An 11,799-nucleotide genomic window follows, 5' to 3' on the forward strand; every position below is an offset into this window, starting at 1 on the left:
GCGCTGCGGGCCCGGCACGGGATGCTGTGACAGAACGGGCACATGAGGACGTCCCAGGCCACCCGGAACCCACCGGAATCAGGACTTCCGGCCCGGAACGGCGGCGCCGGACGACCCGGGCGAGTCACCTGGGCGGTCCGCCGGGCGGGCGCGCACGCCCTCCAGGACCGTGTCGACGATCTGCTCGGCCAGCCCCTCCGGCAGCTCCTGCCAGTCGTGGAGGATCGCGCGGGAGAGCATGGGGCTGACGAAGAGGTCGGTGAGGAGGTCGACGTCGAGGTCGGCCCGGATCTCCCCCGCCGCCATGCCGCGCCGCAGCACCTCGTGGAAGGCGCGGCGCCGGGCCGCGACGACCGTGTCGTGGTACTCCTGCCACAGCCGGGGGTGGGCGCGGACCTGCGCGACGGCCGTGCGCAGCACGGCCGAGGAGCGTTTGGCCAGGCCGCGCCGGCGCAGGAACTCCAGCAGGGCGACGAGGTCGTCGCGGGCCGGGCCGCCGGTGAGCTCGGGGGCGCCGGCGTCGAGGGAGCGCAGCACGTCGAGCATCAGCGCCTCCTTGCCCGCCCAGCGCCGGTAGACGGTGGCCTTGCCGACGCCCGCCTCGCGGGCTATCCGCTCCATGGACAGCTCGGCGACCGTCACGCCGTCCTCGAGGAGCCGCAGCACGGTCTCGATGACGGCCCGGTCGACGGCCGCGCTGCGCGGCCGCCCGCGCCGCTCCGCCGGGACGGGCGCACCGCTCACCGGCCCCGCGCTCACTGGCCCGCCCCCGCGCCCTCTTCCGCCTCTTCCGCCTTCTCCGCCGCACCCGGCGGGGCCGCGCCCCCGCCGGGGCGGCCGGGCCGGCCGGCGGGCAGGAAGAGCGCGGCGACGAGCGCGCCCAGCAGGGCGACGGCGCTCGCGCCGAGGACGGTGACGTGCATGGCGTGGACGAAGGCGTCGCGGGCCGGGCCGACGAGCTCGTGCCCGGCCGGGCCGAGCCGCCGGGCGGCGGTCAGGGTGGCCTCGATGGACTCGCCCGCCGCGTGCCGGGCGTCCGCGCTCAGGCCGGGTACGGCGTCGAGCCGGTCGCGGATGCCCGAGCGGTAGACGGCGGAGAGGAGCGAGCCGAGGACGGCCACCCCGAGCGCGGCACCGAGCTGCCGGAAGGTGTTGTTCACGGCGGAGCCGGAGCCCGCCTTCTCCCGGGGCAGCGACTGCATGATCGACACGGTGGCGGGCGGGCTGATGTGGGCCATCGCGGTGCCCTGGCAGAAGAAGAGCACCTCCATCAGCCAGACCGGCCCGTCCCGGTCCAGCAGGACGTAGCCCGCCATGGTGATCGCGATCATCACCATGCCGCCGGTGCACACCGCCCGCGCCCCGAAACGGGCGACGGCCAGCCGGGCGCGCGGCGCGAAGACCATCTGGGCGGCGGCCAGCGGCAGCATCAGCAGCCCGCTGTGCAGCGGGCTGTAGCCGCGGGCGCTCTGGAGGTAGAAGACCATGAGGAACGTGACGCCCATCAGGGCGAAGAAGACCAGCGCCAGCGAGGTGACCGCGGCGGAGAAGGCCGGGTTGCGGAAGTAGCGCACGTCGAGGGCGGGGTGCTCGCTGCGCCGCTCGTGCAGCACGAACAGGGTCAGTACGAGCAGCCCGGCGGCCGCCGTGCCGTAGACCTCGGGCACGGTGAAGTCGGCGAGCCGGCCGCCCGTGATGATGCCGTAGACCAGCAGGACGAGCCCGACGACGGACAGCAGCACGCCGAGCGGGTCGAGCCGGCCCGGGCGGGGGTCCTTGGAGTCGGGGACGAGGATCGTCATCGCGACGAGGGCGACGGCCACGATCGGGATGTTGATCAGGAAGACCGAGCCCCACCAGAAGCGGCTCAGCAGCAGGCCGCCGGCGATCGGCCCCATGGCGATGGCCAGCCCGACCGCGCCCGCCCAGATGCCGATGGCCTTGGGCTGCTCCTCGCGCTCGAAGACGTTCATGATGATCGCGAGGGTGGCGGGCATCACGAACGCGCCGCCGAGGCCCATCACGGCCCGGTAGGCGATCAGCTCTCCGGGCGAGCCCGACACGGACGCGAGGGCGGAGCCGAGGCCGAACACCACCATGCCGAAGAGCAGGACCTTCTTGCGGCCCAGCCGGTCGCCCAGCAGGCCGGCCGTGAACAGTATCCCGGCGAAGACGAGCGTGTAGGCGTTGATGGCCCACTCCAGCTCGCTCTGGGTGGCGCCGAGACCGGTGGGGGCGGGCGCGGCGATCGTCTTCATCGCCACGTTGAGGACGGAGTTGCCCAGGACGACCATGAGCAGGCTGAGCAGCAGCACGGCGAGGATCGCCCAGCGTCTGCGGTGGACGGCCTCGGGGACCCGGCGGGAGGGGGGCGGCGCGGCCCCGGGGGTTGCCATGCGCCCACCCTACGGTTATTTCGAGACGGACCCGTTCCGTATTGAGCGGTCTTTACGCAGCCGTCTCTACGCAGCCGTCTTTACGCCCGTGAGCGGGGCGCCACACACCGCATGCGTCGTACAAGAAGTTTCCCGGGGGGTCACTACCGCCCCCGGGAGGGGCGTGTCAGCATGGAGGTGATCCGGGGACGCCGTCAGGGCGCCTCGAGACGACGAATACAGGAGCCACGGCAATGACGCATGCCTTGAAGACCCCCGACAGCAGCCGCAAGAGCGACAAGGCGCTGTACGGCGGTACGAGTTCCCGGCGCATCACCGTCCGTGACATCGCCGCCGCCAAGGAGCGCGGCGAGAAGTGGCCCATGCTCACCGCCTACGACGCGATGACGGCCTCCGTCTTCGACGAGGCCGGCATACCCGTCATGCTCGTCGGCGACTCCATGGGCAACTGTCACCTCGGCTACGAGTCCACGGTGCCGGTCACCATGGACGAGATGACCCTGCTGTCGGCGGCCGTCGTACGCGGCACCAAGCGCGCCCTCATCGTCGGCGACCTGCCCTTCGGCTCGTACCAGGAGGGGCCGGTCCAGGCGCTGCGCAGCGCCACCCGGCTGGTGAAGGAGGCCGGGGTCGGCGCGGTCAAGCTGGAGGGCGGCGAGCGCTCGGCCCACCAGATCGAGCTGCTGGTCCAGGCCGGCATCCCGGTGATGGCCCACATCGGCCTCACCCCGCAGTCCGTCAACGCCTACGGCGGCTACCCGGTCCAGGGCCGCGGCGAGGAGGCGGCCCAGCAGCTGCTGCGCGACGCCAAGGCCGTCCAGGACGCGGGCGCCTTCGCGGTCGTCCTGGAGCTGGTCCCGGCGGAGCTCGCCGCCGAGGTCACCCGCATCCTCCACATCCCCACGGTCGGCATCGGCGCGGGCGTGGAGTGCGACGCGCAGGTCCTGGTGTGGACGGACATGGCCGGCATGACGGCCGGCCGCCTGCCGCGCTTCGTCAAGCAGTACGCGAAGCTGCGCGATGTCCTCGCGGACGCGGCCAAGGGATTCGCCGAGGACGTCGTGAACGGCGCCTACCCGGCGGAGGAGCACTCGTTCCACTAGGCGCATTCTCGAGGGCCGCGCTGTCGCGCGTCGTCCTCAAACGCCGGACGGGCTGATTCCGGCCCGTCCGGTGTCGGCGGCCTGTCGGCGATCTGTCGGTGGGCCGCCGACGTCGTCCACAGGCTGTCGGCCCGATGTCAGTGCCCCCTGGCACCGTGGTGGGCATGACGCGAAACGACATCCCCCGCCGCGGCGGCAACGCGGTGGAAGTGCGGGGCCTGGTCAAGCACTTCGGTGCCACCAAGGCCCTCGACGGGGTCGATCTGGACGTACGCGAGGGCACCGTCCTCGGTGTCCTCGGCCCCAACGGCGCCGGCAAGACCACGCTCGTCAGATGCCTGTCGACACTGCTCCGGCCGGACGCCGGCAGCGCCCGGGTCGCCGGGTACGACGTGCTGACCCAGCCCCGGCAGCTGCGCCGGGTCATCGGGCTGACCGGCCAGTACGCCTCGGTCGACGAGAAGCTCTCCGGCGTGGAGAACCTCTACATGATCGGGCGGCTGCTCGATCTCTCCCGCAAGGACGCCCGCCGCCGGGCCGAGGAGATGCTGGAGCGCTTCTCGCTGACGGAGGCCGCCAAGCGCCCCGCCATGCAGTACTCGGGCGGCATGCGCCGCCGGCTCGACCTGGCCGCCTCCATGATCGGGCAGCCGTCGGTCCTCTATCTGGACGAGCCCACCACCGGTCTCGACCCGCGCACGCGGAACGAGGTGTGGACGGAGGTCCAGCGGATGGTGGCCGAGGGCGCGACCGTCCTGCTCACCACCCAGTACATGGAGGAGGCCGAGCAGCTCGCCGACGAGCTGACGGTCGTCGACCGGGGCCGGGTGATCGCGGGCGGCCGGATCGACGAGCTCAAGGCCAAGGTCGGCGGCCGCACCCTGCAGATACGCCCGGCCGACCGCGCCGAGCTGGCGCGGATGGCCGAGGCGGTGGAGCTGGCCGGGCTGGCGGGCCTCGCCGGCGCGACCGCCGACGAGGCGGAGGGCGTGGTCAACGTCCCGATCGTCAGCGACGAGCAGCTGACCGCCGTGGTCGGGCTGCTGGGCGAGCGCGGCTTCGCCATCTCGGGGATCAGCACCCATCTGCCCAGCCTGGACGAGGTGTTCCTGGCGGTGACGGGCAAGAAGGCGTCCACCGGGGCCGAGCCCGCGGACGCCACCGGCAGCGACGACACCATCCGTACCGACGCACCCGAGGAGGTCGCGGCATGAGCGCGGCGACGATCGACGCGCCCGTGGCGGCGCCCGCCCACGACGGCCGGATCGGCCCGCGCGCCAACCTGCGGCACATCAGCGCGCTCGCGCGCCGCAACATGCTGCAGATCAAGGCGGACCCGGAGTCGATGTTCGACGCCGTCCTGATGCCGGTCATCTTCATCCTGCTGTTCACCTATGTCTTCGGCGGCAACATCGCCGGCAAGGGCCACGAGCAGGAGTACGTGAACTACCTGGTGCCCGGCCTGATGGCGATGATGGGCATGAACATCGCCATGGCGGTCGGCACGGGCGTCAACGACGACTTCAAGAAGGGGGTGATGGACCGCTTCCGCACGATGCCGATAGCCCGGTCCTCCGTCCTCATCGCGAAGATCGTCGTCGAGGCCGGCCGGATGCTCGTCGCGACCTCGATCCTGCTGGCCATGGGCTTCGCCCTCGGCCTGACCGTCCACACCTCGGTGCTCCACCTGCTGGCGGCCGTGGCGCTGGCCATGGCCTTCGGCGCCTCGCTGATGTGGATCTTCATCCTGCTGGGTCTGACCATGAAGACGGCCCAGGCCGTCCAGGGGGTCGCCATGCTCGTGCTCATGCCCCTGCAGTTCGGCAGCTCCATCTTCGCCCCCACGACGAAGATGCCCGGCTGGCTGGAGGGCTTCACCAAGTACAACCCGCTCTCCAACCTCGCCGACGCCGCCCGCAACCTGATCAACGGCGGTCCGGTGGCCCACTCGGTGTGGATGACGCTGGCCTGGGCGGCGGCGATCACACTGGTGACCGCGCCGCTGGCGGTGTCGAAGTTCCGCCGCAAGACCTGACGGCACGGCGGCCACCGGTCGCGTCATACGGCGCGCGATCCGGACGTTGCCGGTCCGGTCGGCGCGGGTTCAGCGGGTTCAGACGAGGGCGGCCGCCTCCGTGGGGGAGAGACGGGCGCCCTCGGCGTACGCGCGCTCGTACGCCTCGGCGCCGAGCTCGGCGCGGGCCCGCGCCGCGATGCGTTCCCGGATCTCCCGCTCGTGCGCGATGACGAAGTGGCCGGCCGGCCGCTGCGTCACGGCGGCGCCCAGGAGCCGGGCCGCCCGCAGCGCGCGCTCCCGGCCGCCGGTCTCCACGTGGGCGAACGCGGCGGTCAGCAGGTGCACCGACGGCAGGTGCGCGGCGACCAGGTGGACCAGCGGATCGCCGTCGAGGCTCGCCAGCCCCTCGCGCAGCTTGGGCAGCGCCGCCTCCGGCCGGCCTTCCAGGGTGTCCAGCCAGGCGGTCAGGCCCAGGATCATGCCCTCGAAGAGGGCCAGGTGACGCCGCCCGAACTCGTCGACCATATGGCCGAAGTGCACGCGGGCCTCGGTGGTGCGGCCCGAGCGGGCGAGCAGGATGCCGAGCTGGACGTGGATGAAGGCGGCCGCGTCGGGGTGGTCCTTCTCCAGCGCCTCCAGCGCCTCGCGGTACCGTCGCTCCCCCTCCGCCAGGTCGATGGCGCCGGCCTCCAGGAGCACATCGGTGAGCCGGGAACTCAGGTGCGGCACCTGCCCCTCGGAGCCGACGGCGCGCACCCGCTCGATCGCGGCACGGTAGTCCTCGGCGGCGTGGTGGAAGCGGCCCTCCCGCTGGTGGGCCTCCGCCCGGCTGGACAGCGCCTCGGCGATGCCCCACTCGTCACCGAGCCGGGTGAAGATCTCCAGGCTCTCGTCGGCGTCCCGGCTGCCCTGAACGGCCCGTTCCGGCTGCTCGTTGAGCAGCTTGGCCCGCAGTTGGAGGGTGTTGGCGAGCTCCCACGTGTACCCGAGCTCACGGCAGCGCTCCACGGCCCGGTCCGCGACCGCGCACAGATTCTCGACCGAGCCGGTCAGCAACAGCGCGAAGAACCACATCATCCCGGGCACCCGGCAGTTCTGCGGCTGCCCCTCGCCGTACGCGGTGATGATGCCCCGCAGCCGCCGCTGCGTCTCCGGTGTGCCGAGCACCCGCAGGTCCGACTCGTTGTTGGCCAGCGCCAGCAGCCGTACCCCGCGCCGCGCCTCCAGCAGGACCTCCCCCACCATCGGCGGGGGCTCGGCGGTGCAGGACTCGAACAGCGGCCGGGCGAGCGGGACGGGCTCGGCGAACGGGTCCGGGCCCAGCCCGGCCGCCGCGTCGGCCCAGTGCCGGGCGTCGGCCCGGTGGTCGCGCAACTGCCAGAACCAGCCCAGGGACAGCACCAGACACAGCGCCTCCTGCTCGTCGCCGATGGCGACGGCGTGGCGCAGGGCGGTGCGCAGGTTGTCGTGCTCCAGCTCCAGCCGGTCCAGCCAGGCGCGCTGTCCCGGGCCGCGCAGCGCCGGGTCGGCGGTACGGGCGAGTTCCCGGAAGGCCACCAGGTGCCGGTGCTGGACGTCCGCCCGCTCACCGGCCTCCTCCAGCCGCTCGGCGGAGTACTCCCCGACGGTCTCCAGCAACCGGTAGCGCATCTCGCCGTCCGCCGTGGGCACGGCCACCACCAGCGATTTGTCGACCAGCGAGCCGAGCAGCGCCGCCACGTCCGGGGCCGTGACGGCGGTGCCGTCCGCGCACACCTCCTCGGCCGGCTCCAGGCCGCAGCCGCCGGAGAACACCGCCAGCCGGCGCAGCACCGCGCGCTCGGGTTCGTCCAGCAGGTCCCACGACCAGTCGACGACCGCGCGCAGGGTCTGCTGGCGCGGCAGGACGGTACGGCTGCCCGAGGTCAGCAGCCGGAAGCGGTCGTCGAGCCGGTCGGCGAGCATGCGCGGCGTGAGCATCCGCAGCCGGGCGGCGGCCAGTTCGATGGCCAGCGGCAGGCCGTCCAGGCGGCGGCAGATCTCGGCGCAGGCCTCGGGGTCGTCCGCCACCCGGAAGCCGGGCCGGGCGGCCGCGCCCCGGTCGGCGAGCAGCCGCAGCGCGACCGGGTCGGGCAGCGGCTCCACGGGACGCACCAGCTCGCCGGGGACGGCGAGCGGTTCGCGGCTGGTGGCGAGCACGGTGACGCCGGGGCAGTGGGCGAGGAGCGTCTCGGCGAGCCGGGCGGCGGCGTCGATCACGTGCTCGCAGTTGTCGAGGACGAGCAGCATTCGGCGCCGCTCGCAGTGCTCGGCGACCCGGGCCAGGGGGTCGAGCGCGGTGGCGTCGGTGGCCGCCCGGAGCCCCTCGGCGGTGGTGCCGCGCACGACGGTCTCGCGGGCGCCGAGGGCGGTCAGCACCGCCTCGGGCACGGTGGCCGGGTCGTCGACGGGCGCGAGCTCGGCGAACCACACGCCGTCGGGCCACGGCCCGGCGGCGGTCTCGGCGGCCTCCTGCGACAGCCGGGTCTTCCCGGCGCCACCGGGGCCGAGGAGGGTGACCAGGCGGTGCCGCGTCAGGTCCTCACGGATGCGGTCGATGTCGTCCTCGCGCCCGACGAAGGAGGTGAGGCGGGCGCGGAGGTTGCCACGATGCGCTTTGTCCGGCACCGCCGGGCTCGCCGCCCCTTCCCGGGCCCGGGCCTCCGGGGGGCCGGGGGCGTGCCCCCGGGAAACGGGAAGGGGCGGGACCGGGGCGCCCTCTCCGCCGCCACGGCGATCGGCCGCCGTCGAGGAGCCCGGCGGTGCCGAACCGGCCGCCGCCTCGGGGGCGAGCAGCTCCGCGTGGAGCGCACGCAGCTCGGGCCCCGGTTCCGTCCCGAGGCGATCGGCCAGGTGCCGGCGCACGGCCTCGTACGCGGCGAGCGCCTCCGCCGGCCGCCCCGCCGCGCGCAGCGCGCGCAGGCGGAGGGCCTGGAGGGGCTCGTCGAGCGGGTGTTCGGCGCACAGCTCGGCCAGGGCGGGCAGGGCCCCGGCCGCGTCGCCCAGGGCCACCGTCGCGGCCAGCCGGGCGCGGCGGGCGGCGAGGCGGCGGGCCTCGGGCCGGGCGCCGGCCGTGGCGGTGGCGCCGGGCAGGTCGGCGAGGGCCGGGCCGCGCCAGAGGGCGAGGGCGTCGTCGAGGAGGACCGCCGCCTTCGCGGGGTCGCCGTCGGCGAGTGCCCGCTCCCCCTCGTCGGCGAGGCGCTCGAAGCGGTGGAGGTCGACGTCGTCGGGCTCGGCGCACAGCCGGTAGCCGCCGGGCGCGGAGGCCACCGCCTCCCGGCCGACGACCCGGCGCAGCCGTCCGACGAGCGCCTGGAGGGCGCCCGTCGCGTCGGCGGGCGGCTCGCCGTCCCAGACGGCGTCGATCAGCGCGGGCACGCTCTGGATCCGTCCGGGGCGAAGGGCCAGCGCTGCCAGGAGCGCGCGCAGCCGGGAACCGCCGAGGGCCAGGGGCTGACCGTCGTCGGAGTGGGCCGAGGTGGTGCCAAGGATGCCGTAACGCACCGGCCCATTGTCCCGTGTCCGGTACATGATCGAGCAGTCGGCCACTACGCGTGGCCCGGGCCCACCGAGTACGGTCACCCGGTACGTTCGTACGCCCGGACAATTCCCGCGGTCCAGACGAGTTCAGGAGCACAGGCATGGCAACGCAAGCGACCCGTGGCGAAGGGCGAGTGAGCCCTGTCTTCCTCGCCCTCGTCGCCATCATGGCGGTCTCCATATGGGCGGTGTGGACGGACTACTCGGCGTCGCCGGGCTTCGCGGTCTTCCTCTTCGTCGTCTCGGCCTGGATCGTCTCGCTGTGCCTCCACGAGTACGCGCACGCCCGCACGGCCCTCCACGGCGGTGACATCACGATCGGGGCGAAGGGCTATCTCACCCTCAACCCGCTCAAGTACACCCATGCCCTGCTGAGCATCGTGCTGCCGGTGGTCTTCGTGATCATGGGCGGGATCGGTCTGCCGGGCGGTGCCGTCTTCATCGAGCGCCACCGCATCCGGGGCCGCTGGAAGCACAGCCTGATCTCCGCCGCCGGGCCGCTCACGAACCTCGTGTTCGCGGTCGTGGTCACCGCCCCGTTCTGGCTGCACGCGCTGGACGGCGTCCCGGACAACTTCCGCTACGCCCTCGCGTTCCTGGCCCTGCTGGAGGTCACCGCCACGATCCTGAACCTGCTGCCGGTGCCGGGCCTGGACGGCTACGGGATCATCGAGCCGTGGCTGTCGCCGAAGGTGCGCCGGCAGGTGGAGCCGTTCGCGCCGTTCGGGCTGCTCGCGGTCTTCGGCTTCCTGTGGATCCCCGAGGTCAACCACGCGTTCTTCGACATGGTCGACGCGGTCCTGCGGGCCCTGGGCATCACGGAGTGGGACACCTACTGGGGCCAGGAGCTGTTCCGCTTCTGGCAGGGGACGCCGGAGATCCCCCCGCTGAACGCGCTCGACCTGGGCTGATCAGCGGCTCGCGCCGGGCGCGTCAGCGCCCGGCGGCGGCCGCCGCCTTGTCGTTCTTCGCCTTGCGCACGTAGTACCAGGCGATGTTGGACGAGACGCCCAGCAGCAGGATCCACACGACGCCGAGCCAGCTGCCCCGCGCGAACGAGACGACGGCCGCGGCGACGGCGAGGACGCAGACGGCGAAGGCGTAGAGGGCGAGGCGGGGCATGGGGGCGGCTCCTACTCCGGGTCCGGGGCGCATGTACGTACGATCCCGGTCATTGTCCCCCATGCCCGCCGGCCGCCGGACGCCGGTGACACCGACCGCCGGACGCCGGTGACGCCGGCTGTCAGACGTCGGTGACGCGCAGGCCCGCGTGCGCCTTGTAGCGGCGGTTGGCGGAGATCAGGTTGGCGACGAGCGACTCGACCTGGTGGGCGTTGCGCAGCCGGCCCGCGTAGACGCCGCGCATCCCGGGGATCCGGCCGGCGAGGGCCTGCACGATGTCGGTGTCGGCCCGCTTCTCGCCCAGCACCATCACATCGGTGTCGATCTCCGCGACCTCGGGGTCGGAGAGCAGCACGGCGGACAGGTGGTGGAAGGCGGCGGTCACCCGCGACTCCGGCAGCAGCGCGGCGGCCTGCTGGGCGGCGCTGCCCTCCTCCGGCTTGAGCGCGTAGGCGCCCTGCTTGTCGAAGCCGAGCGGATTCACGCAGTCGACGACCAGCTTGCCCGCGAGCTCCTCGCGCAGCGCCTCGAGGGTCTTGGCGTGGCCCTCCCACGGCACCGCGACGATCACGATGTCGCTGCGCCGCGCGCATTCGGCGTTGTCGAGCCCCTCGATCCCCAGGCCCAGCTCCTCCGCCGCCACCTGGGCGCGTTCGGCCGCGCGGGAGCCGATGATCACCCGCTGGCCGGCCTTGGCCAGCCGGTAGGCGAGGCCGCGGCCCTGGTCACCGGTGCCGCCGAGGACGCCGACCACCAGGCCGGACACGTCGGGAAGGTCCCAAGGGTCCTTCGCGGGCACCTTCTTGGCGTCTTCCTTGGCTGCTTCAGAAGTAGTCATGACAGCGATACTGTCACGCCCACCTCCCGCCGCGTCCGAACGGGTGAGCCATTCGCCAACTCCGCTTTCGGATGAGGCGGTTGGGGCAGGATGCGGCGCATGGACGCCGTAAGGGTCGCGCTGCTGCGCGAGGCACTGGCCGGGACCGAGTGGCTGCGCGACACCCGCCGCTTCGCGGGGACGCTGCGCGGCTCGGTCGGGGCGCACGGCGGCGGGCTGCTGCTGGTGGGGACGGCCCACTACGAGCCCTGGCACCTGGCCGCGCACCTGGACGACGAGGCCGCCTGGTCCGGTATGCCGGAGCTGTCCCCCACGCTCGTCCGGCACCGCCCGCCGCCCGGCGCGCCCGCGCACCTGTCGGTGGGCCTGGGCAGGCTGGAGGCGGCGGGGCGCGGGGAGACGCTGCTGGTGGTGGCGGAGGGGAACGCCGGCGAGGGGCTGCTGGAGCGGGTGCACGACGCCCGGCGCGGCGGGGCGACGGTACTGGCCCTGGACGGGACGGCCGGCGGCGGTCCGGAGCCCGTGGCGCAGCGGGACCTGTGCTCGCTCGCCCATGACGCGCTGGCCGTGCCGGACTCGGCGGGCCTGGACCTCGACACGGTGCAGCACCTGGTCAGCGCGGCCGCCGGGGAGAACGGGCCGCTCCCGGGCGCGCGGGGGCGCCGCTTCCGCGACCGGCTGTCGCGGCTGGTGGACCAGCTGGCGGCGCCACCGCACCGGTGGTGAGCGCTGCGCGCGAGCGGCAGCCGGTGAAAAACGGTTTGC

10 protein-coding genes are annotated in these 11,799 nt (G+C 73.7%); 5 read left to right on the top strand and 5 right to left on the bottom strand.

Going from position 1 to position 11,799, the window contains the following annotated elements; all coding sequences use genetic code 11:
• Nucleotides 1-78 precede the first annotated feature (78 nt).
• The gene (locus IE096_RS14330; protein WP_229820183.1) at nt 79-744 is read right to left on the bottom strand and encodes a TetR/AcrR family transcriptional regulator; all 666 of its coding nucleotides are present in this window, start codon (nt 742-744) and stop codon (nt 79-81) included.
• 11 nt (nt 745-755) lie between these two features.
• The gene (locus IE096_RS14335; RefSeq protein ID WP_189451851.1) at nt 756-2,396 is read right to left on the bottom strand and encodes a DHA2 family efflux MFS transporter permease subunit; all 1,641 of its coding nucleotides are present in this window, start codon (nt 2,394-2,396) and stop codon (nt 756-758) included.
• Nucleotides 2,397-2,629: 233 nt separating this feature from the next.
• Between IE096_RS14335 and panB the strand changes: the two genes are divergently transcribed.
• From panB to IE096_RS14350, 3 genes are all read left to right on the top strand, one after another.
• Nucleotides 2,630-3,499, top strand: a complete 870-nt coding sequence (gene panB / locus IE096_RS14340; protein ID WP_189451852.1) for a 3-methyl-2-oxobutanoate hydroxymethyltransferase — start codon at nt 2,630-2,632, stop codon at nt 3,497-3,499.
• A 164-nt stretch (nt 3,500-3,663) separates the two neighbouring features.
• Nucleotides 3,664-4,713 (top strand): ATP-binding cassette domain-containing protein, encoded by a 1,050-nt coding sequence (locus tag IE096_RS14345; protein WP_189451853.1) that lies wholly within the window; start codon nt 3,664-3,666, stop codon nt 4,711-4,713.
• A complete protein-coding gene (locus IE096_RS14350) occupies nt 4,710-5,534 on the top strand; it encodes an ABC transporter permease (protein WP_189451854.1) in 825 nt (274 codons plus the stop codon). The genes IE096_RS14345 and IE096_RS14350 overlap by 4 nt, the downstream gene beginning before the upstream one ends.
• A 78-nt stretch (nt 5,535-5,612) precedes the next feature.
• Here the strand turns inward: IE096_RS14350 and IE096_RS14355 are convergent, their stop codons facing one another.
• Entirely contained in the window at nt 5,613-9,065 is a 3,453-nt protein-coding gene (locus tag IE096_RS14355; protein ID WP_189451855.1) for an AfsR/SARP family transcriptional regulator, read from the bottom strand.
• A 110-nt stretch (nt 9,066-9,175) separates the two neighbouring features.
• Between IE096_RS14355 and IE096_RS14360 the strand changes: the two genes are divergently transcribed.
• On the top strand, nt 9,176-9,985 hold the full coding sequence (locus tag IE096_RS14360; protein ID WP_189451856.1) for a site-2 protease family protein: 810 nt from the start codon (nt 9,176-9,178) through the stop codon (nt 9,983-9,985).
• A 22-nt stretch (nt 9,986-10,007) separates the two neighbouring features.
• Here IE096_RS14360 and IE096_RS14365 read toward each other — a convergent pair whose 3' ends face one another.
• Together IE096_RS14365 and npdG are read right to left on the bottom strand one after the other, a co-directional pair.
• Nucleotides 10,008-10,196: a hypothetical protein gene (locus IE096_RS14365; RefSeq protein ID WP_189451857.1), complete on the bottom strand. Its 189-nt coding sequence runs from the start codon at nt 10,194-10,196 to the stop codon at nt 10,008-10,010.
• 121 nt (nt 10,197-10,317) lie between these two features.
• Complete coding sequence (npdG, locus tag IE096_RS14370; RefSeq protein ID WP_189451858.1) at nt 10,318-11,034, bottom strand: NADPH-dependent F420 reductase; 717 nt, start codon at nt 11,032-11,034, stop codon at nt 10,318-10,320.
• A gap of 99 nt (nt 11,035-11,133) precedes the next feature.
• Here npdG and IE096_RS14375 point away from each other — a divergent pair, with 99 nt between their 5' ends.
• A complete protein-coding gene (locus tag IE096_RS14375) occupies nt 11,134-11,760 on the top strand; it encodes a hypothetical protein (protein WP_189451859.1) in 627 nt (208 codons plus the stop codon).
• Nucleotides 11,761-11,799: the final 39 nt, after the last annotated feature.

Source organism: Streptomyces abikoensis (genome assembly GCF_014648775.1).
In the GTDB taxonomy this organism is placed as follows: Bacteria; Actinomycetota; Actinomycetes; order Streptomycetales; family Streptomycetaceae; genus Streptomyces; species Streptomyces abikoensis.

Coding starts and splice junctions, on each gene's coding strand:
- IE096_RS14350 (WP_189451854.1), top strand. CDS start 4,710: ATGAGCGCGGCGACGATCGACGCGCCCGTGGCGGCGCCCGCCCACGAC.
- IE096_RS14345 (WP_189451853.1), top strand. CDS start 3,664: ATGACGCGAAACGACATCCCCCGCCGCGGCGGCAACGCGGTGGAAGTG.
- IE096_RS14335 (WP_189451851.1), bottom strand. CDS start 2,396: ATGGCAACCCCCGGGGCCGCGCCGCCCCCCTCCCGCCGGGTCCCCGAG.
- IE096_RS14355 (WP_189451855.1), bottom strand. CDS start 9,065: ATGTACCGGACACGGGACAATGGGCCGGTGCGTTACGGCATCCTTGGC.
- IE096_RS14375 (WP_189451859.1), top strand. CDS start 11,134: ATGGACGCCGTAAGGGTCGCGCTGCTGCGCGAGGCACTGGCCGGGACC.
- IE096_RS14365 (WP_189451857.1), bottom strand. CDS start 10,196: ATGCCCCGCCTCGCCCTCTACGCCTTCGCCGTCTGCGTCCTCGCCGTC.
- IE096_RS14360 (WP_189451856.1), top strand. CDS start 9,176: ATGGCAACGCAAGCGACCCGTGGCGAAGGGCGAGTGAGCCCTGTCTTC.
- npdG (WP_189451858.1), bottom strand. CDS start 11,034: ATGACTACTTCTGAAGCAGCCAAGGAAGACGCCAAGAAGGTGCCCGCG.
- panB (WP_189451852.1), top strand. CDS start 2,630: ATGACGCATGCCTTGAAGACCCCCGACAGCAGCCGCAAGAGCGACAAG.